Source organism: Micromonospora sp. NPDC048871, from assembly GCF_043198155.1.
Classification (GTDB): Bacteria; Actinomycetota; Actinomycetes; order Mycobacteriales; family Micromonosporaceae; genus Micromonospora.
The window spans coordinates 133,133-153,066 of record NZ_JBICUM010000005.1; the positions used below are offsets into that span (position 1 = coordinate 133,133).

Annotated in this window: 19 protein-coding genes and 1 pseudogene; 14 read left to right on the forward strand and 6 right to left on the reverse strand. The window is 66.4% G+C overall.

Going from position 1 to position 19,934, the window contains the following annotated elements; genetic code table 11:
* The first annotated feature begins 1 nt into the window (after nucleotide 1).
* Genes ACGFIK_RS14140 through ACGFIK_RS14150 form a run of 3 tightly spaced genes read left to right on the forward strand, consistent with a single transcriptional unit; the run spans nucleotide 2 to nucleotide 2,945 of the window.
* A complete protein-coding gene (locus ACGFIK_RS14140) occupies nucleotides 2-607 on the forward strand; it encodes a dTDP-4-dehydrorhamnose 3,5-epimerase (protein WP_327026607.1) in 606 nt (201 codons plus the stop codon).
* Entirely contained in the window at nucleotides 595-1,515 is a 921-nt protein-coding gene (locus ACGFIK_RS14145) for an NAD(P)-dependent oxidoreductase (protein ID WP_327026606.1), read from the forward strand. Before ACGFIK_RS14140 ends, ACGFIK_RS14145 begins: the two co-directional genes overlap by 13 nt.
* Nucleotides 1,512-2,945 carry an NDP-hexose 2,3-dehydratase family protein gene (locus ACGFIK_RS14150; RefSeq protein ID WP_327026605.1) on the forward strand — a complete coding sequence of 478 codons (1,434 nt, stop codon included), beginning with the start codon at nucleotides 1,512-1,514 and terminating at the stop codon, nucleotides 2,943-2,945. Before ACGFIK_RS14145 ends, ACGFIK_RS14150 begins: the two co-directional genes overlap by 4 nt.
* Before the next feature lie 51 nt (nucleotides 2,946-2,996).
* Here ACGFIK_RS14150 and ACGFIK_RS14155 read toward each other — a convergent pair whose 3' ends face one another.
* Together ACGFIK_RS14155 and ACGFIK_RS14160 are read right to left on the reverse strand one after the other, a co-directional pair.
* The gene (locus ACGFIK_RS14155) at nucleotides 2,997-4,106 is read right to left on the reverse strand and encodes a DegT/DnrJ/EryC1/StrS family aminotransferase (protein ID WP_327026604.1); all 1,110 of its coding nucleotides are present in this window, start codon (nucleotides 4,104-4,106) and stop codon (nucleotides 2,997-2,999) included.
* 38 nt (nucleotides 4,107-4,144) lie between these two features.
* Nucleotides 4,145-4,315, reverse strand: coding sequence for an acyl carrier protein (locus ACGFIK_RS14160; protein ID WP_327027156.1), 171 nt, complete (start codon nucleotides 4,313-4,315; stop codon nucleotides 4,145-4,147).
* A gap of 909 nt (nucleotides 4,316-5,224) precedes the next feature.
* Between ACGFIK_RS14160 and ACGFIK_RS14165 the strand changes: the two genes are divergently transcribed.
* Nucleotides 5,225-6,034, forward strand: coding sequence for a BTAD domain-containing putative transcriptional regulator (locus ACGFIK_RS14165; RefSeq protein WP_393339829.1), 810 nt, complete (start codon nucleotides 5,225-5,227; stop codon nucleotides 6,032-6,034).
* 215 nt (nucleotides 6,035-6,249) lie between these two features.
* Here ACGFIK_RS14165 and ACGFIK_RS14170 read toward each other — a convergent pair whose 3' ends face one another.
* Nucleotides 6,250-6,987, reverse strand: coding sequence for a class I SAM-dependent methyltransferase (locus tag ACGFIK_RS14170; protein ID WP_327026602.1), 738 nt, complete (start codon nucleotides 6,985-6,987; stop codon nucleotides 6,250-6,252).
* Nucleotides 6,988-7,199: 212 nt separating this feature from the next.
* On the opposite strand from ACGFIK_RS14170, the gene ACGFIK_RS14175 reads away from it, so the two are divergent.
* Nucleotides 7,200-7,949, forward strand: a complete 750-nt coding sequence (locus tag ACGFIK_RS14175; RefSeq protein WP_327026601.1) for an SDR family oxidoreductase — start codon at nucleotides 7,200-7,202, stop codon at nucleotides 7,947-7,949.
* A 54-nt stretch (nucleotides 7,950-8,003) separates the two neighbouring features.
* Here ACGFIK_RS14175 and ACGFIK_RS14180 read toward each other — a convergent pair whose 3' ends face one another.
* Both ACGFIK_RS14180 and fabG read right to left on the reverse strand, forming a co-directional pair.
* Nucleotides 8,004-8,933 (reverse strand): aromatase/cyclase, encoded by a 930-nt coding sequence (locus tag ACGFIK_RS14180; protein WP_327026600.1) that lies wholly within the window; start codon nucleotides 8,931-8,933, stop codon nucleotides 8,004-8,006.
* A 9-nt stretch (nucleotides 8,934-8,942) separates the two neighbouring features.
* A complete protein-coding gene (gene fabG / locus ACGFIK_RS14185) occupies nucleotides 8,943-9,728 on the reverse strand; it encodes a 3-oxoacyl-ACP reductase FabG (protein WP_327026599.1) in 786 nt (261 codons plus the stop codon).
* Between the two features lie 163 nt (nucleotides 9,729-9,891).
* Between fabG and ACGFIK_RS14190 the strand changes: the two genes are divergently transcribed.
* The 9 genes and pseudogenes from ACGFIK_RS14190 to ACGFIK_RS14230 all read left to right on the forward strand — a co-directional run bounded on the left by ACGFIK_RS14190 (nucleotide 9,892) and on the right by ACGFIK_RS14230 (nucleotide 18,804).
* Nucleotides 9,892-10,224: an antibiotic biosynthesis monooxygenase family protein gene (locus ACGFIK_RS14190; RefSeq protein WP_327026598.1), complete on the forward strand. Its 333-nt coding sequence runs from the start codon at nucleotides 9,892-9,894 to the stop codon at nucleotides 10,222-10,224.
* A gap of 187 nt (nucleotides 10,225-10,411) precedes the next feature.
* Nucleotides 10,412-11,125 carry an AfsR/SARP family transcriptional regulator gene (locus ACGFIK_RS14195; RefSeq protein ID WP_327026597.1) on the forward strand — a complete coding sequence of 238 codons (714 nt, stop codon included), beginning with the start codon at nucleotides 10,412-10,414 and terminating at the stop codon, nucleotides 11,123-11,125.
* A gap of 398 nt (nucleotides 11,126-11,523) precedes the next feature.
* On the forward strand, nucleotides 11,524-12,267 hold the full coding sequence (locus ACGFIK_RS14200; protein WP_327026596.1) for a hypothetical protein: 744 nt from the start codon (nucleotides 11,524-11,526) through the stop codon (nucleotides 12,265-12,267).
* Nucleotides 12,264-13,553 carry an activator-dependent family glycosyltransferase gene (locus ACGFIK_RS14205; protein ID WP_327026595.1) on the forward strand — a complete coding sequence of 430 codons (1,290 nt, stop codon included), beginning with the start codon at nucleotides 12,264-12,266 and terminating at the stop codon, nucleotides 13,551-13,553. The genes ACGFIK_RS14200 and ACGFIK_RS14205 overlap by 4 nt, the downstream gene beginning before the upstream one ends.
* Entirely contained in the window at nucleotides 13,553-14,854 is a 1,302-nt protein-coding gene (locus tag ACGFIK_RS14210) for an activator-dependent family glycosyltransferase (protein WP_327026594.1), read from the forward strand. Before ACGFIK_RS14205 ends, ACGFIK_RS14210 begins: the two co-directional genes overlap by 1 nt.
* Nucleotides 14,854-16,155 carry an activator-dependent family glycosyltransferase gene (locus ACGFIK_RS14215; RefSeq protein ID WP_327026593.1) on the forward strand — a complete coding sequence of 434 codons (1,302 nt, stop codon included), beginning with the start codon at nucleotides 14,854-14,856 and terminating at the stop codon, nucleotides 16,153-16,155. The genes ACGFIK_RS14210 and ACGFIK_RS14215 overlap by 1 nt, the downstream gene beginning before the upstream one ends.
* The gene (locus ACGFIK_RS14220) at nucleotides 16,152-17,435 is read left to right on the forward strand and encodes an activator-dependent family glycosyltransferase (RefSeq protein WP_327026592.1); all 1,284 of its coding nucleotides are present in this window, start codon (nucleotides 16,152-16,154) and stop codon (nucleotides 17,433-17,435) included. The genes ACGFIK_RS14215 and ACGFIK_RS14220 overlap by 4 nt, the downstream gene beginning before the upstream one ends.
* Nucleotides 17,436-17,706: 271 nt before the next feature.
* Nucleotides 17,707-18,141, forward strand: a complete 435-nt coding sequence (locus ACGFIK_RS14225; protein WP_327026591.1) for a nuclear transport factor 2 family protein — start codon at nucleotides 17,707-17,709, stop codon at nucleotides 18,139-18,141.
* Between the two features lie 121 nt (nucleotides 18,142-18,262).
* Nucleotides 18,263-18,804, forward strand: a pseudogene (locus tag ACGFIK_RS14230) (SDR family NAD(P)-dependent oxidoreductase).
* Nucleotides 18,805-18,931: 127 nt separating this feature from the next.
* On the opposite strand, the gene ACGFIK_RS14235 reads toward ACGFIK_RS14230, so the two are convergent.
* Nucleotides 18,932-19,795 (reverse strand): class I SAM-dependent methyltransferase, encoded by an 864-nt coding sequence (locus ACGFIK_RS14235; protein ID WP_393339575.1) that lies wholly within the window; start codon nucleotides 19,793-19,795, stop codon nucleotides 18,932-18,934.
* Nucleotides 19,796-19,934 lie beyond the last annotated feature (139 nt).

Genomic DNA, 19,934 nt, shown 5'->3' on the forward strand with positions numbered 1-19,934 from the left:
CATGCAGACACGTCACTTGTCCGTGCATGGGGCATTCGAATTCACGCCGAAGATATTCCCCGATGATCGCGGTTTGTTCGTGTCACCGTTCCAGCAGGCGGCTTTCGGGGAAGCGACCGGGCGTGCCGGCATCCCGGTGGCGCAGTCCAACCACAGCCGCTCGCGCCGAGGCGTGGTCCGGGGCGTCCACTACACCGTGACGCCGCCGGGAACCGCCAAGTACGTGTACTGTCCGCGTGGCCGCTCGCTGGACATCGTGGTCGACATCCGGGTCGGGTCACCCACGTACGGCAAGTGGGACGCGGTGGTGCTTGACCAGATCGACTTCCGGTCACTGTACCTGCCGGTCGGCGTCGGGCACGCGTTCGTCGCGCTCGAGGACGAGACCGTCATGTCGTACCTGCTGACCAGTCCATACGTCGCCGAGTACGAGTTGTCCGTCTCGGCGCTCGACCCGGCCCTGGGGTTGCCCCTACCGCCGGAACTGGTCCCGGTGCAGTCCGACCGCGACTCTGCCGCGATGACGCTGGACGAGGCCAGACAGCAGGGCCTGCTGCCTGACTACGAAACCTGCCTGCGGGTCGAGAAGGCGTTGTGGCCGGTGTGAACCGTGTCGCGGTGATGGGAGCCAGCGGCAGCGTCGGCCGGCAGGTATGCGCCGCTTTCTCCCGCTCGGGCCAGAGCGTCCTGGCGGTAGCCCGGCGGCCGGCCGATCACCTGTCTGCGTACCGGTTCCGATCGGTGGATCTCGGTGCCGAGGCGCCGGAGCACATTGCCGAGATCCTCGTTGCCGAGTCGGCAGACGTGGTGGTCAACGCCACCGGCGGCTGGGGGACCACCGAGCAGGAAATGGAGTACGCGCACGTCGTTTTGACCGGCCGCCTGGTCGAGGCCGTGGCACTCGTGCCGCGGCGGCCACGGCTCGTGCACGTCGGGACCATCCACGAGTACGGCCCGGTGCCCGAGGGGACGCTGATCGACGAGAAGATCGAGCCGGCTCCACAGACGCCGTACGCCCGTACGAAACTGGCTGGCTCGGAGGCGGTCCTGCACGCGGCCCGGGATGGCCGGATCGACGGTGTCGTACTGCGCGCGGTGAATTTGTGCGGTCCGCACCCGGCGCCGCCGAGTTTCCTCGGCTATCTACATCGGCGGCTGCGGGAAGCGACCGACGGAGCCACGCTGGAGCTGTCGATCGCGGACGCCAGACGCGACTACCTCGACGTCCGGGATGCGGCGGAGGCTGTGGTTCTGGCCGCGACGGCGCCGGTGACCGGCCAGGTGATCAACATCGGTCGCAACGAGGCGGTTGACCTGCGTGAGCTTGTGGCGCTCTTCATCGCGGCGGCGGGCTTTCCGCAGGACCGGCTGCGAGTGCTGGACCGGCAGGTGCTCAGCAAGGGCGGCGACTGGACGCGGGCCGACATTCGCCTCGCCCAGCAGGTTCTGGGCTGGCGTCCACGGATCAGCCTGGCGGAGTCTATGGGGGCCATGTGGGAATCGGAGAGCACGTGACGGAGCACCGCTTGCTGCTGAAGCGCGACGATCTCATGCCGGCGCGGATCGCCGAGTCGGTGCTGGCACCGACCGGCGGCCCGGGCGCGATGGTCGACTTCCACCGCTGGCTGGCTGAGCTGGGGGAGCGCTCGTTCACCCGCGCCGAACGCATCCCGCTGGACGCGTTGACCGGCTGGCACACCGATCCCGCGACCGGAGACCTGCGGCACGACAGCGGGAAGTTCTTCACCGTCGAGGGCCTCGACATCCACATGCCCGAAGGGCCGGTCACCCGTTGGAGTCAGCCGATCATCAACCAGCCGGAGATCGGTATCCTCGGCATCCTGGTCAAGCAGATCGACGGCGTGCTGCACTGCCTGATGCAGGCCAAGGCGGAACCGGGAAACTGCAACGGTCTGCAGCTTTCGCCGACCGTCCAGGCCACCCGCAGTAACTACACCCGGGTGCATCTCGGCAAGCCAGTGCCGTACCTGGAGTACTTCCAGGGCGCGGCGGGCCACCACGTCCTCGCCGACGTACGGCAGTCGGAGCAGGGCTCATGGTTCCAACACAAACGCAACCGCAACATGGTGGTGGAGGTGACCGGGGACGTCGAGCTGCTCGACGGCTTCCGGTGGATGACGCTTGGCGAGATTCACCGGCTGTTCCGGATCGACAACGTGGTCACCATGGACGCTCGCACGGTCCTGTCCTGCCTACCGTTCGCGGCTCCCAGCCTGATCGAGCTGTTTCCGCCGGGCGTCGACGGGTTCCGATCGGCGCTGATCCGTTCGTGTAGCCAGGACGAGGGCAGCATGTACAGCTCTAACGACATCCTGAGCTGGATCACCGACAGCCGGACCCGCCGGGATGTCTACACCCGTCGAATACCGCTGAACGCCGTAGAGTCCTGGCACCGCACGAAGGAGAAGATCTCGCACGAGCGCGGCCTGTACTTCGACGTCATCGGGCTCGACGTGCGCGCCAGTGGCCGCGAGGTGGCGCGCTGGACGCAACCGGCGATCGTGCCGCACGGGGTGGGTGTGGTCGCCTTCCTGGTGCGGGTGATCGGCGGAGTGTTGCACGTTCTCGTGCACGCCCGGGCCGAACCCGGCTTCGTAGACGCCATCGAGCTAGCGCCCACGGTGCAGTGCATTCCCGACAACTTCGACCCGCTGCCCGAGGTGGCGCGTCCTCGGTTCCTTGACTACGTGTTGCGGGCCGATCCCGGCCAGATCCGGTTCGACACCGAGTTGTCGGAGGAGGGCGGGCGTTTTTACCACGCCCGTAACCGCTACCTCATCATCGAGACGGACCTCGACGCGGACGCGCCGGACTTCCGTTGGCTGACCTTGCACCAGTTGGTGGATCTGCTGCGGCACAGCCACTACCTCAACGTCCAGGCTCGCAGCCTGGTCGCCTGCCTGCACAGCCTGTCTGTGGGCTGACAACGTCACATACCCGGCGCCGCATCGGCGCCGGGTACGTGGACCGACGGGTCAGACCTCCGCGACGACTTTGCGGAGAACCTCGATCACCCGGTTCTGGGTGTCGAGGGACATCGACGGATACATCGGCAGCGAGAAGATCTCCTTGGCCGCGGCCTCGGTCACAGGCAATGAACCCGTGGCGTAACCAAGATGCGCAAAGCCCGACATGGTGTGCACCGGCCAGGGATAGCTGATGTTCAGCTGAATGTCGTACGCGCGTAGCGCGTCGAGGATGGCATCGCGTTTTGGATGCCGCACCACGTACACGTAGTAGACGTGGTCATTGCCGGGTGCCACCTTCGGCAGCACGATCCCGGTGCCGGCGAGCCCGTCGACATACCGTGCGGCGATCGCCCGCCGGCCCTCGATGTAGGCGTCCAGCCGGCGTAGCTTGCGGCGCAGGATTTCCGCGTGGACCTCGTCCAGCCGGGCATTGTGACCGGGTGTCTGCACGACGTAGTAGCGCTCCTCCATGCCGTAATAGCGCAGGCGCTTCAGGCTGCGCTGGGTCTCGTCGCTGGAGGTGATCACGGCGCCGCCGTCACCGTACGCCCCCAGCACCTTCGTGGGGTAGAACGAGAAGGCGGCCGCGTCACCCATGGTCCCGGCGAGCCGGCCGGCGCGGCGGGCGCCGTGCGACTGGGCGCAGTCCTCGAGGATGGCCAGGCCGTGTCGGGCGGCGAGTCGCGCGAGCGGATTCATGTCCACACACTGGCCGTAGAGATGGACCGGCAGTAGGCAGGCGGTGAACTTGGTGACTGCGGCGGCCACCTGGTCGGTGTCCATCAGGTAGGTCTCAGGATCGACGTCCACGAACACCGGCTTGGCGCCTACGGCGTCGATGGCCACCACCGTGGGTGCCGCAGTGTTGGACACCGTTATCACCTCGTCTCCGCGCCCGACACCGAGGGCCTGCAGACCGAGCTTGATGGCGTTGGTCCCGTTGTCCACACTGGTGCAGTGTGCGACGCCGTGGTAGGCGGCGAACTCCTCTTCGAAGCCGCGTACGCTCCGGCCCAGGACGAGCTGGCCGGAGCGAAAGACCGAGTCGACCGCGTCAAGGATGTCGTCGCGTTCCTTCTCGTATTCCTCGAGGTAGTCCCAGACGTAGGTGGTCATAACTTCGCTGCGCCTCCCGCGTTTCGAAGCCGTCGGCGTCAGACGCCGGCCAGCTGCACATTGATGTAGTTCACAACCGCCTGTGGAGTTTTCTTTCGGTCGGTTGCCTCGTCCGGGACGCTGATCCGCAGACCGTCCTGTAGGCGGGTGACGAGCTCGTAGGCCACGAGCGAGTCATAGCCCAGGTCGCCGAACTGTTCGTGCGTGATTCATGTCGTTCACCGCCGTCGCGTTGTCCGAGCCGAGGCACTCATCGATGATCTCCCGTAGGTCCGCGATGGTGAATCGGCGCATGGCGGCATCCTGGTACCGCGCCCTAGAGCGGCGGTCGAGGCGTGCTGTGGCGTAGCTCTAGGGCAGTTCTTGACCAGTCTTCGAGCCGATCAAACGAACCTGATCGGGTGACCAAGGCGCTCGGGACGATCACTCGCGGGCGATGCCGAATGCTGACAGTGGACGCTCACCGGTCGGAGCCGATAGTGTCTAACGTAGAACTTCCACCAGATCGGCTCGATCGAGAAGTGGATCGAGAACCGGTCGGGCATCCGTAGCCGGCGGTTCGCAGGTGCGGACGAGACCCTGTTGGACATGGCGGTCAAAGCCGGTGCAAAGGCATTGCTGGAGGCCGGAATCCAGGCCGAGCAGGTTCGCTCATCGGAGGTGTCTATCCACCACTAGCTGCGCCCACATCAGCTGCGCGAGGATCCGATCGCTGCGGCGGTCGAAATGCGACGCCTTGCGTACCGCGACATTGAGGCGACATGCACGCTGGTCACTACGATCGGCCTGGCTGCGCCCATTGTCGCCGTCGTTGCTGGCGATGCGGACGGACTATGTGGGATTCCCAATTCGACACTGCGGCTGCTGCGCCGCAGTGTGCACATTGACCGCGACTTAGCTGGTCAGGGCGTAATGGCGGCCGACTGGCGTCGGTGAGCCATGGTTGGTCAGAGTTGGAGGTGCCTATTATCTACTCACACACGTCATTGTAAATCTTGTTCTCGGGTCGAACGGTCGTGTAGGGTCGATGTGCCGGGCGAGTTTCGTCTGACTGCGGGGGTGTTCGCGTGCTTAAGAATATTGTCGAGTTCGGCATCCTGGGTCCGTTGTCCTTGACGGTGAATGGCATAAACCATGCACCGAGCGCGCCGAAGCTCCGTAGCATTCTGGCAGTGCTGCTGGTTCATGCTGGTCAGGCGGTGCCGGTGTCATCACTCATTCGCGAGTTGTGGGACGAAGATCCGCCGGCAAGTGGATTGACGACATTGCAGACGTATATCTTGAACTTGCGGAAACTGTTGGCGAGGGTAACCGGTATATCGGCCGCTGAGATATCGAAGAACGTGCTGGTCACCAAGGCCGGTGGTTACGTTCTGCAAGTCGACTCCGGAATCCTCGACGTGCATCAGTACCACTCCCTCGTGACGGCGGCCCGAGAGGCACTCTCCGCCGGGGACGACGAGACCGGCGTCCGGAAGATGACCGACGGCCTGCGGCTCTGGCGGGGCCCCGCGCTGGTGGACGTGCCGATAGGACCGGTGCTCGAGTCCAAGCGCCGACAGTTCGAGGAGTCTCGGCTGGTCGTCCTGGAGTACCTGGTCGACGCCGAACTGCGGTTGGGGATGTACCGCGAAGTGCTCACTGAGTTGGCCGCGCTCACTGTGGAAAATCCGCTCCACGAGGGCATACACGCGCAGTACATGCTCGCGCTTTACCACAGCGGCCGGCGCGCTCAGGCGCTGCAGGTCTTCCACCGGTTGCGCGGGGATCTGGTCAACGAACTCGGTCTCGAGCCTGGGCCGTCAGTGCAGCGTCTGCATCGTGCGGTGCTGAATGCCGAAGTCGTCGTCGAGGACCAGCTGTCCGTCAGCCGGTCGCTCGGCGACATTGTTGGCACCTCCGCCTGGGGCAACGCCCGTCAGTATTGATCGGGTGCCGAGCATTCCGCTAAGTCGGGTCCCCGCCGCCAGGTTGTACGGCGATTCCGGCTGGGTCGGGCTGACCGTGGTCGGCGCTGCCGTCGGTCCCGGACGATGTCCCGGTGCTGGTGAGCGCGCTGCTGCCAACCTGCGCCGCGCTCCTCAGCCACAGTCGATCGGGCACTCTGGCCACGGCACTGGTGCGCGGGGTGCCGCTGAACGCCTCAGGCGCTACGGGTACCGATGAACAGGCCACGGCCGGCCGGGACGATTGGCTCCGGGCCGGCCGGGTTGGGGGGCAGGAACTCGGCAGTGCAGCCCGCGTCGGTGAAGGCGCCGAGATACTCCTGCAGGGTGAACAGCGAGAGGTAATCGACCTCGGTGAACTGGGTGATCTCGGCTGGCGAGGCGATCAGGTACCGCACCTCTAGCCGGGTGACGTTGTTCGCCGCGGTGGAACGGGACACTCGGGCGATCGTGCGGTCGCCGTCACGGATCACCTCGCCGGAGACGTAGCCGTCGATGAACTTCTCTGGGAACCACCACGGCTCGATCACCAGAACACCGCCCGGCACCAGGTGACTGGCCATACACCGGACCGCCGCGCGCATGTCGGCCAGGCCGCCGACGTACGAGATGGCGGTGAACATGCAGGTCACCGCGTCGAATGTGCGACCCAGGTCGAACTCGCGCATGTCGCCGGCGTGCACGGTCACGCCGGGCAGCCGCCGGCCGGCGACCGCGCGCATCGCGGCAGAGAGCTCAAGCCCCTCGGTGTGGTCGAACAAATCGTCGAAACCGGCCAGGTGTGCGCCCGTACCGCAGGCAACGTCCAGCAGTGAGCCGGCCCCGGGGAGCCGGTCGCGGATCAGCCCGGTGAGATACGCCGCCTCCTGACGCCAGTCCTTGCCACGACTGCGATACACCGCCTCGTAGACGTCGGCGAGCTCCGCACCGTACATGAGACCTCCTACTGCTTGGGGATTCGATGTTCGTCGCCGTTCCTCGAGCACGGCTGGACGATGCGTCGAAGCCGGCACGCGAGAGCGGGAGCCCCGCTGCGGGCGTTCGTGGATCCGCCGTGGGACGGTGACCTGACGGTCCGGGAGCGCCGGGCCACCCACGACGACCGTCGGTAGACGTTTTCTTGAGCGGACCCGCCTAGCTTGAACGCATGACCACATCACAAGCGGTTATCATCACCGGCGGCGGGACCGGCATCGGCAGGGCGACCGCGCGGAGGTTCGCCGCCAGCGGCGCTGGCGTTCTCATCGTTGGCCGCTCCGCGGACACGCTTGCCGAGACCGCCAGCGGCCACCACAACATCAGGACCCTGACCGCTGACGTCACGGCCCCGGATGCTCCGAGAATCATCGTCGATCGGGCTCTGCTCGAGTTCGGCGCGGTTGACGTTCTCGTCAACAACGCCGCGGTGGGTGCGTTCGCCGCGCTCGCCGATCTCGATGCCGACTCAGTGACGGCCCAGTTGGACACCAACCTGTTGGCGCCGATCCTCCTCACCCAATGCGCACTGCAGGCACTGGGAGAGTCCGGTGGCACGGTCGTGAACGTCGGCACGGCGGCGGCGTTGGGGCTGCGGTCCTTTCCGCAGAATTCTGTATACGGTGCTACCAAGGCCGCCCTCGACTTCCTGACGCGGTCGTGGGCGGTGGAGCTGGCTCCGCAGGGAATCCGGGTCGTCGGCGTCGCGCCCGGCGTCATAGCCACCGGCGTCGGGGTACGGGCCGGCATGCCCCAGGAGGCATACGACGGCTTCCTGGAGCACATGAGCACGCGGATTCCAGCCGGACGGGTCGGTACGCCGGACGACATCGCCTGGTGGATCCACCGCCTCACGCAGCCCGAGGCCGCCTATGTCAACGGTACGGTCCTGGCGGTCGACGGAGCGCTCTCGATCACCTGAACGCAACCCGGATGGGCCGCCCCGCGATCACCTCGCCGGGGCGGCTCCGTTCGTTCAGCGGCTTTCTGCGTACGCCTTGGCGTGCCGCAAGGTCGCGAGGCTGTTGCCGCCCAACGCCTGCCGGATCGCCGTCCGGGCCTGCGCGACCGTCGCCGGCCCGCCGAAGGCCGCCGGGATCGCCTTCGGCTCGATCACGACCGTGTGCGTCGACGTGACCACGGTCTTTCCGCCGTCGTCGCGGATCGTCCACTGTCCGTTGTGTACAGCCAACAACGGCGGCATCCTGAGTTGCTTGTAGACGATGCGATCAGAGGGAAAGCACACACGCACCGAGGATGTGGTATGCACTTGACCCTGCGGGTTGCGGGTGTCCATGCCGAGCACTTGGAGGTTCGGGGTGTCCTCCTGAAGCGAGACTTTGGCCACGTGCGGCAGCCGGGACGGCCAGTGTTGCGCGGCGTACAGGAACTCGTACACGTCCTTGGCCGCGCCGTCGACGACCACCGAGTCATCGAACGTGAGCAGCAGGTCCCGGTCGTCCTCGCGTTGCTCGGCCGCCGATCTTAACGCCGCCAGCTCCGCGGCGCTGTTGTGGTCGATCGCCCGCAGAATCAACGAGACGCTCTCCGGATCGTCGCCTACCGCGTCGAAGTCATGCAGTAGCCGTACCTCGGTCCTCGTGGCGGACACGGGATCGAGGATCCACGCACCGCCCATCGCCGCCACCGGTGCCTGGGAGACCTCTTGGCGGAAGGTCACCCGCAGCCCTGTCGGATCGAGTTGCCGGCGCGACGTCCAGGCTTTCGGCGCGCCGTTGGCCGTGGCCCAGATGCGGATTCGTTCCTCCGTACCGTTCTGTTGCACGTGGTCGACGTGCACGGTCGGCGGAAAGATTCGCGGCCACTGTCCAACGTCAGCGATCAGGTCGTAGACCACCCGAGCCGGGGCCGCCACGGTGATCCCGTGCTCTGTTCGATGGGACATGATCCTCCCTCAGTAGTTGCCGAGCCCGCCGCAGACGTTGATCGCCTGCGCCGTGATCGAGGCTGCGGTGTCCGACACGAGGTAGCCCACCAGGCCGGCCACCTCCTGTGGGGTGCTGTAACGGCCGAGTGGGATCTTCGCCTCGAACTTCTCGCGGACGGCGTCCTCGCTCGTCTCCCAGAAGGCCGCGTAACCCTGCCGGATCCGCTGCGCCATCGGCGTCTCCACATACCCGGGGCAGACGGCGTTGACCGTGATCCCCGTTGTGGCCAGTTCCAGGCCGAGCGCTTTGGTGAAGCCGACGACGCCGTGCTTGGTGGCGGAGTACGGCGCTCCGTACATCACGCCCTGCTTGCCGGCCGTCGATGCCACATTGATCACCCGACCGGTCCCGCGTTCGAGCATTCCGCCAGTGGTGAGCACCTCCCGGGTTACCCGGAAGACGCTGGTGAGATTCGTGTTGACGACGTCCAGCCACAGCTCGTCGGTGATCTGAGCGGTCACTCCGCCGCCGCTGCGGCCGGCGTTGTTCACCAGGACGTCCACCGGACCGAAGCGGCTCACAGCGGACGCCACCAAGGTGTTGATCTGCTCCGGATCGGTGACATCACATTGTCTGCCGTCGACGTCCAGCGACTCGTCGCGCATCCGCTTCGCGGTCAACGCGACCTGCCCGGCGTCACGTGCGCAGATGAATACCCGCATGCCCCGCCTGGCCAGCAAGTCGGCGATGGCAAGGCCGATGCCGCTGGTGGCGCCGGTGACCACAGCGACCCGCCGGTCCTCTTCCGTCATGCAAACCCCTCCGTCCATGTGACCAGAGTCGACGGTGTCAGTGACTGCTAGAAGCTTGCTCGACCCCCTGGCGCGTCAAGCGCTTGTTGAGCCACCTGCGAGACGTTGCCGCCACGCTCAGGGGCAGTTGAACCAGGAGCGGTCAGAACGCCGTGGCAAGGAGATGATCGACATGACGGCTGACGAAGCCGAAACCGCCAATGACGGCCCGGTCGTGTTTGTCAACAGGTTCACCCTGCGCTGCCCGCCTGAGGTCTTCGAAAAGGTCTTCGCCGAGACGAGCGCATTCGTGGCGAAGCAGCCCGGCTTTGTGCAGTTCACCCTGCTCGGTCATGTCGAGGACCGAAACAGCTACGTCAACGTCGCACACTGGCGCGACGCCGCTTCGTTCCGCCGGGCGGTCTCCCACCCGGACTTCAAACCGCACGCCGAGGCGTTGCGGGCCGTGAGCACGAGCGAGCCGAATCTATACACCTGCCGGCAGACCTCGCGGTGAACCGTGACCCGGGCCGTCGTGATGAGCCGACGGAGATTGGGGGCTTGGACTGGTGGAACTTGGTGTATTGGGGCCGCTGTCAATCACGACTACGAAGGGGATCAACGGAGCGCCAAGTGCGCCAAAACTACGGAGCATTCTCGCTATTTTGATGGTGTGTTCCGGTCAGGTCGTTCCTGTGTCGGCCATGATGCGGGAGTTGTGGAACGAAGATCTGCCGATCAGCGGATTGCCGACATTGCAGACCTACGTGCTGAACGTGCGCAAGCTGCTGAGTGAGGTCACTGGCCTGACACCAGCCGAGGTGTCGAGGGAAGTGCTGGTGACCAAGTCGGGTGGTTACGTCCTACACACCGGTGTCGACGCGCTTGACGTGCGCCGGTACCACGCGCTGGTCGGCAGTGGCCGGGAGGCGCTCTCGGACGGCCATGACGGGATCGGGGTCCGCCGGATGACCGACGCGCTCCGGCTGTGGCGTGGACCAGCACTTGTGGACGTGCAGGTCGGGCCGGTGTTGGAGTCGAAGCGCAGGCAGTACGAGGAATCCAGGCTCGTGGTGCTGGACTATCTCGTCGACGCGAAGCTGCGGCTGGGGATGTACCGCGAGGTGCTCACCGAGCTGGCCGCGCTCACCGTGGAAAACCCGCTGCACGAAGGTATGCAGGGACAGTATATGCGTGCGTTGTACCTCAGCGGTCGTCGCGCGCAGGCGCTCGAGGTGTTCCACGGGTTGCGGACCAGTCTGGTCCGTGAGCTGGGGCTGGAGCCGGGGCCACCGGTCCAGCGGTTGCATCAGGCGATTCTGAACGCCGAGGACAACGTCCAAGAGCATTTACGTATCGATCGGCCGCTCGGCGATATCGTGCGTACGTCCGTGTGGGGAAATGCTAGACCCTACTGACGTGCCGTATATGACGCGAACTCCGTCGAAAACAGGTGGCCGGGATTTCCTCCTAGCGGTCTTCGAAGGAAATACGGGGCGAGATCGATAGCATCGATGCCGTGATTACGCAACGCTACTGGAGTCAACGTGCGCCAGCAGAGCTCGGTAGGCGACTCCAGCTCATTCAGGGCACGCAGTGGCTTTCCGCGATCAACGATGATCCCTACGCCCGGGTCCTTCGCGGATTCGACGACGACCCGTATCCGTTGTACGAACGGCTCGGTCGCGCCGGCCCCATGGTGTCGAGCAGGGCCGGCGTCTGGGTCACCGCCAGCCGAGGGCTGGCGACCGAGGTCATGGCCCACCCAGGATTCGGTCCGATGACTGCGAGCAGTCCGTACGCGCCGTACAACGTCGTGCCGCTCGACGAGGACATCGTCCACGCCGCACCTCACCCGACCGCTGCCCTGGTCGAGCCGGTTAACAGGGTCGTCGAGAGCCTGACCGGTGAGGTCGACCTTGTCAGCGGGTTCGTCGCCCGGATCTGCGCCGAGGCGCTGGCAGAGACCTTCGACGTGCCGCTGCCCTGGCTCGCCGAGCGGATCGCGAGTACCGGTGTCGCCGTCGACGCCGCCCTGTGCCCGCAGCCTCTCGCGGTCACACGCCGGATGCTCTCCGCTCTCGACGACCTGCGCGACCGGCTCGGCGACCCAGGGGCGGTTCTGCTCACCGTCGTGGGCGCCCAACTGGCCACCACCCTGCTCGGGAACGCGCTCGACGTGTTGCTCGAGGAGCCGTCCCGGGCGCCGCGGGTGGTCGATGAAACCCTGAGTCTCCAGCCGCCGGTGCACCTGCACCCCCTGATCGCACGATCCGATCTCGACTTCGGCGGCACCAGGGTGAGGGCCGGTGATCAGGTCGTTGTTCTCGTCGGCGCTGTCAACCGGGACGGGGCAGGGATGCCGCTGCTGCTTGGCCCGCCTTACGCCGCGGTGTTCCCGTTCGCTCGTGTGGTCACCGAGACCGCGCTGTCCGTGCTGACCGAGAGGTTCTCCTCGCTCCGTCGCACGAGGCCCGCGCTGCGCAAGCGCAGGGCGCCGGTCACCAGAGCACTGCTACGACTCCCGGCGAGCACCGACGTCCGAGATGAGGCGCGATGAAGGTTCTGTTCACCACACTTGCTCACCGCACGCACTTCTACCCGCTCGTCCCACTGGCGTGGGCACTGCGTGGCGCTGGGCACGAGGTCAGGGTGGCCAGCGAGCCGGCGTTGACCCGCGACATCACCCAGACCGGCCTGACCTCGGTCCCGGTGGACGCGCCGGAGTGGTCCATCGACGACCCTACGGATCTCCAGTTGCTCAAACAGTTCCACGAGGACGGGTTCGTCTACCTGCGTGACTTCGACTTCGCCGGACACGACCATGCCAAGTGGACCTGGGAGCACCTGCTCGGTCTGCAGAACATCCTCGTGCCGTCGCACGACTCGGTGATGAACAACGATCGGATGATCGACCGACTGGTCACCTTCGCCCGCGACTGGCGGCCCGATCTCGTGGTGTGGGAGACGTACACGATCGCGGGGGCGATCGTCGCCCGAGCGGTCGGCGCCGCCCACGCCCGGTTCGTCGCGGGACCCGACGTCGGGATGCGGGTCCGCAAGGAGTTCCTGCGACTGAAGGAGAAACAGCCGCCGGAGCACCAGGAAGACCCAACTGCCGAGTGGCTGGAGTGGACACTCGAGAGGCTGAGCGTAGACGGCGGCTTCACCGAGGACATGGTGACCGGCCAGTGGACGATCGACTCGACAGCCGCGAGTACCCGACTGGACCCTGATGGGGAAGCAGTCAGTGTGCGGCACGTGCCGCACAACGGGCCTGCCGTGGTGCCCGACTGGCTGCGGGTACCGGTCAGCCGGCCGAGAGTGTGCCTGACTTTCGGCCTGTCGGAGTGGGTCGCCGAGTTTCTCAGCGGCACCGTGCTCACCGATCTTTTGCGTACCTTGGCGGACCTCGACATCGAGATCGTCGCGACGCTGACCGAAGCCCAACGCGCGTCGGTCACCGACGTCCCGGCGAACGTGAGGCTGATGGAGTTCGTCCCGCTCAACGATCTCATGCCGACGTGCGCCGCTGTGGTCCACCACGGCGGCATCGGCACCAAGGCCAACGCGGAGCTGCACGGCGTGCCGCAGGTGATCCTCGCGTTCGGAATGGACACCGCAGTGATGGGCGAGGGAATCGAGGAGTTTGGCGCGGGCCTGTGGATGCCGATCGAAGAGCTCACCAGTGCCGCGTTGCGGGAAAGACTCGTTCGAGTACTGACCGAGCCGTCATTCGCCATGGCGGCCGCCCGGTTGCGCGATGAGGTGCTCGCCCAGCCGCCGCCGAACGCGGTCGTACCGCTCATCGAGCAGTTGACCGCCGAGCATCGCGGGAGGGTCTGATGCGAGTCCTGTTGACCACTTTTGCCGCGAAGGCTCATCTCTACACCCAGGTGCCGATGGCGTGGGCGTTGCGCACAGCAGGGCACGACGTCGTGGTCGCCAGCCAGCCGGATCTCGTTGCCGACATCACCAGTACCGGCCTGACCGCGGTGCCCGTCGGTGAGGTGTTCGACCTCGAGACCGGGATGCAGACGCTGGACGGGATTCTCGGCGACGTCGCGAGCGGACGGTTGACCGGAGCGCAGGTCGGCCTGGACATGAGCGAGGCGAGGCCGGAGAAGCTGACCTGGGAGTACGTGCTCCACGTATTCAGCGCGATGACGCCGGTGACCTTCCAGAACCACTGCCCGGCCGACATGGTCGACGACCTGGCCGCGTTCGCCATGGACTGGCGGCCGGATTTGGTCCTGTGGGACCCACTGACGTTCGCCGGGCCGGCTGTGGCCAGAGCGTGCGGTGCTGCGCACGCCCGCATGCTGTTCGGACCCGATCTCGTCGGCCGGATGCGGGCCACCTTTCTCGACCTGGCCGGCCGGCTGCCGGCGGAGCTGCGTGACGACCCGCTCGCCGAGTGGCTGGGGTGGACACTCGATCGGCTGGGGTGCGCGACGGGATTCACCGAGGACATGGTGCTCGGCCAGTGGACGATCGACCAGCTGCCGCCCTCCATGCGCCTCGCCGTTGACGCGCAGTACGTCCCGGTCCGTTACGTGCCCTACAACGGCCCGGCTGTGGTCCCGGACTGGCTGCGTGAACCACCGGGACGCAAACGGGTCTGCCTCACGCTCGGCGCGTCATTCCGGGAGGTGGCGCTCGGCGACCAGGCGTCGATCGGTGACATGCTCGACGCGGTGGCCGATCTCGACGTCGAGATCGTCGCCACGCTCGACGAAGGTCAGCTGAAGTCACTGCCGGTCGTGCCCGACAACGTCCGGGTAGTGGATTTCGTGCCGCTGAACTCGTTGCTTCCCACGTGCTCCGCCGTGGTGCACCACAGCGGGTCCGGGACGTTCGCGACCGCGCTCGCGCACGGTGTCCCACAGCTGATCGTGCCGAACCTGATGTGGGACAGCATGGACAAGGCACAGGCGCTGGAGGCGAGCGGAGCCGGGCTCTACATCCGTGACGTTGACCGGTTGTCCGGCGGGGAGCTGCGTAGCCAACTGGCCCGGCTGCTCGACGAGCCATCGTTCACGGCCGGAGCCACGCGAGTCCGCCGCGAGATGCTCGGCATGCCGAGCCCAAACGACGCGGTCCCCGTACTGGAGAGGCTGACCGCCGAGCACCGGGGGAGAAGCTGATGCGTGTCCTGTTCACCACGTTCGCCGCGAAGACCCACATGTTCGCGCAGGTGCCGATGGCGTGGGCACTGCACACCGCGGGGCACGAGGTCTATCTCGCCAGCCAACCGGACCTGGCCGACCTGATCTCGCGCACCGGGTTGACCGCTGTGCCCGTCGGGGATCCGCTGAACCTGGAAGCGCAGTTCGAGGTGGTCAACGAAAACGTCGGTGACGACGCGAACAGAACCGTGGAGGAGTCGGACGTCGGCCTGGACATGAGCGAGGAGGATCCGGCGAAGCTCACCTGGGATCGCACCCTGACGATCTTCACGGCGATGACCTCGATGGTCTTCCAGAACGCAAGCTCAGAGCCCATGATGGACGACCTGGTGGCGTTTGCTCGTTCGTGGCAGCCGGACCTGGTGGTGTGGGACACCATGACCTTTGCCGGTGCGGTGGCCGCGCGCGCCTGCGGCGCGGCGCATGCCCGCCTGCTGTACGGCCTCGACCTCGTCGGCAACACCCGTGCCGCGTTCAACCGGCACCTCGCCGGACTGCCGGTTGAGTTACGTGACGACCCGATGGCCGAGTGGCTGGGCTTCTCCCTAGAGCGGTACGGCTGCGACACCGGGTTCGGCGAGGACATGGTGGTCGGCGACTTCAGTATCGACCAGTTCCCCCAGTCGATGCGGTTTCCTCTCGACGTGCCCACCGTGCCCGTGCGGTACACGCCCTACAACGGTCCTGCCCTGGTGCCCGACTGGCTCCACGACCGGCCAAAGCCGAAACGGGTCTGTCTCACGCTTGGGTTGTCACACCGAGACGAGCGAGGCGGCGACCGGGCTTCGATCGGCGACATCCTGGCGTCGCTCGCGGACCTGGACGTCGAGGTGGTGGCCACCCTGAACGCCCGCCAGACCGAGTCACTGCCGTCGCTGCCTGGCAACGTGCGGGTGGTGGAATTCGTGCCGCTCAACGTGTTGCTGCCCACCTGTGACGCGGTCATCCACCATGGTGGCTCCGGCACGCTGACCACGGCCATGCTGCACGGTGTCCCCCAGTTGATCGTGCCGCACATGGTCTGGGACTCGATCAACACAGCCCGTCGCCTCGCGGACTACGGGGCGGGGGACTACGTCCGGGACATCGAGCGGCTCTCCGGCGACGAACTGCGCACTCGGCTGGTTCGGCTGCTGACCGAACCGTCCGTCCGGCACAACGCTGCCAGGCTGCGACGGGAGATGGTCGGCACGCCTGGTCCGAACGATCTCGTCCCGGTGCTGGAGAAACTGGCCGCCGAGTACCGGAGGGTCCGATGAAGATCCTGTTCACCACTTTTGCCGCGAAGGTGCACATGTACTCTCAGGTGCCGTTGGCGTGGGCACTGCACACCGGCGGACACGAGGTCCGGATCGCCACCCAGCCCGACCTGGTCGACGAGGTCACCAAGACCGGTCTGCCCGCGGTCGCGGTCGGCGAGGCGCTCAACCTCGAGGAGGGCATCAGGGAAACCGAGGAGAACCTCGCGGGAGACGAGGAAGCACCGGACTCGGATGACGGCGGCATGGATATCACCGAGACCCGTACGGATCGTCTGACGCCGGAGTACATGCTGGGCATGTTCACCGCAATGACGTCCTTCGTGTTCCAAAACCAGTGTCCCGAGTCGATGACCGATGACCTGGTGGCGTTTGCTCGTTCGTGGCGGCCGGACCTGGTGGTGTGGGACACCATGACGTTTGCGGGCCCGGTGGCCGCGCGTGCCTGCGGTGCGGCACATGCCCGTTTGCTGTTCGGCATGGACCACGTGGCCAGAATGCGTGGTGTCCTCGTGGACCAGCTGTCCCAGCTGCCACCCGAGTTGCGCGACGACCCGCTTGAGGACTGGCTGAGCAGGCTGCTGGAACGGTACGACTGCCCTGGGGGGTTCACCGAGGAGATGATGCTCGGGCAGTGGACCGTCGACCCGACGCCCGCCTGGATGCGTTTTCCCCTGGACCTGCCGTACGTGCCGATGCGGTACATCCCCTACAACGGGCCGGCGAAGATGCCCGAGTGGTTGCGTGAACCGCCGAAGCGCAAGCGGGTGTGCCTGACACTCGGTCTTTCGCATCGGGAGGTGCAGGGGGGCGACGAGGTGTCGATCGGGGACGTGCTGGAGTCGGTGGCGGACCTGGACATCGAGGTGATCGCGACCCTGGATGCCAGCCAGATCAAGGCGCTGCCCTCCGTCCCGGACAACGTACGCGTGGTGGACTTCGTGCCGCTCAACGCGTTGCTGCCGACCTGCTCAGCGATCATCAGCCACGGCGGATCCGGCACGATGGCCACCGCACTGGTACACGGTGTGCCACAGCTGATCCTGCCGTCGAAGATCTGGGACTCGGCCGACAAGGCCCGGCGGCTGGCGAGCCGTGGTGCCGGTATATGCATGCCGGAGTCGACCGTGACGTCGTTGCGCGCCAACCTGGAGCTGCTGCTGACGGACCTGTCCTACTCGGCGAACGCCAACCGGCTGCGGCAGGAAATGATCGCCATGCCGAGTCCCAACGAGGTCGTGCCCATACTCGAGAAGCTCACGGCCGCGCACCGGAGCTGACACAGGTGCGGCCGAGATCGAACCTGCGCATGTCGCCGTCGTGCACGGGCACACCGGGCAGCTGCTGTGCCGCGCGCGTCCGCGGCCCAGTCCCTGCCTCGGCTGCGGTTGCGGTCTCGTAGACCTCCGCCGGCGCGGGGCCGTACGTCGGGTCTCCGGGTTCGGGGCTTCCGATGCTTTCCGAGGATTCCTGGAGCCTCGCTCGAGGACGCATCAAAGTCGCCACTGAAGGATGAGTGATGAGAAACCGCCGATCGACAAGGAGAACGCCGTGACAGTGGGGACCGAAGCGGACCTGGATCTGTTGTACCCGGAGGTCCAAAATTTCTATGCCCGCCACATGCAGCTTCTCGACGCGGGCAACGCGGAGGGGTGGGCGGACACGTTCACCGAGGACGGATCCTTCTTCTCACCGTCGATGCCGGAGCCGGCTCGTGGCCGGGACGTCATCGTCGCCGGAGTGCGCAGGGCCGCGGCGGCACTGGCCGAAGCCGGCGAGGTGCACCGGCACTGCATGCTCATGACCTACCTCAGACGTCGCGACGACGGCACGATCTACGCGCGGAGCTACACGCAGGTGATCGCCACTCCGCGCGACGGCCAGCCACGGCTGCACATGATGTGCGTGTGTGTGGACATCCTGGTGCGGCAGGACGGTGAGCTCAGGGTCCGGGAGCGCCGGGTCACCCGCGACGACCGACCATGACGCCCGGCCCGATGGGAGCTCTTCCCATGAGCACAGCACAGGCGGTGATCATCACCGGTGGCGGGACCGGGACCGGCCGGGCGGCCGCGCACGCGTTCGCGAGCACGGGGCCGGGGTGCTGGTGGTCGGCCGGTCCGAGGAGACCCTTGCCCAGACCGCGGCCGGCCACGACACCATCGTGACCCTGGCCGTCGACATCACCAGACCGAACGCACCGAATTCTGTAGTCGACACTGCGCTCGGTGCGTTCGGCCGGGTGGACGTCCTGGTCAACAACGCCGCGGTGGGCGAGTTCGGTGGGCTGGCCGATGTCGGACCCGCGATGGTCGGCGCGCAGATCGACACCAACCTGCTGGCACCGGTCTTCCTCACCCAACGCGCGCTGGACGCCCTGGCGGAGAGCAGCGGGACGGTGGTGAACGTCGGCACGGCGGGTTCGCTGGGATTGCGGCCGTGGGCCGACAACGCCATCTACGGTGCCAGCAAGGCGGCACTCGACTTCCTGACACGATCCTGGGCCGTTGAGCTCGCGCCACGGGGCATCCGCGTCGTGTCGGTACACCCGAGGACGTAGCGTGGTGGATCGTGCAGCTCGCACGGCCGGAGGCTAGGTACGTCAACGGCACCGTGCTCGCGGTGGACGGCGCACTGTCCATCACCTGAGTGCCGTGCGGGCCTCCAGGTTCACCCCGGGTGGCCCGCGCACACCGCAGCGGGTTTCGCGTACGCCTTGGCGCACTGCACGGTGGCGGTGCTGTTGCGCAGAGCCTCACTGCGGACCCGCGAGCTGTTACCGCCCTGCGACGGTCGCGGTGACATAGCGGACCGGGACATCGAGGAACAGCGGACCGTCGCCGTCACGCAGGTCGTCCAGTGCGGTGATCAGGCGGGTGCGCAACTGTTGTGAGTCGGCCGCGGTAAGGTGCTGCCACAGCAGGCGCATACCCTGAGTGTGCGACCAGTCAACCCAGGCCTCCCCGGACTGGACGACCACGTGCACCGGCTCGTCGACCACCACCACATCCTGGAAACCGGCCGTCCGCATGGTTTTCTCAAGGTCATCCACCCTACCGAGCCAGCTGTTGAACCGGTGCTGCAACGCTTCCGGCTGCCATTCGGCCGGCAGGTTGCGCAGCAGGGACCTCGGGATCAGTTCGGTGAACATCGGTGGCAGGAACGGGAAGGTGTCGTCGGTGAACACGGGGCTGGTGAAGGCGATTCGCCCGTGCTCGGTGAGCAGTCGCGCGTACCGGGCCATCGCCGATGGGGCGTCCGGAATGAAGATCACGCTGTAGCTGCCGGTGATGAGGTCGAACGACCGGGCCGGCAGGTCGGGGTTCTCCCCGTCCAGCACACGGATCTCGACGTTCTTGGCACCCTGCCGCTCGGCCTCCGCGCGGGCCGCGTCGACCATCGCCGGTGCGATGTCGATTCCCAGTACATGACCGGTCGGACCGACGAGTTCCGCGGATGGGAAAAGGCTGGCTCCCCGGCCGCACCCGATGTCGAGCACGCGGTGTCCTTCTCGGGGGGCGGCATGTTCGACCAGCCGCCTGCCCATCGGTGTGAAGAACTCGACGCCGAGCTGGTCATATGAAGCCGCGGCACGGTCGAAGGCCGCGGTCACAGTTGCCTTGTAAGCCGCCGGGTCCACGTTCTTTCCCCTCTTCCCACGAATGGTGGTACCGAGTTTTCACCAGTGACCTCGCATTTCGCTATACGGCGAATCTGGCGCTCTGAGCTGACTAGGAAAATAATCGGAGCGGGCTGTTGGCCACTTGTTCCCGTGCCGG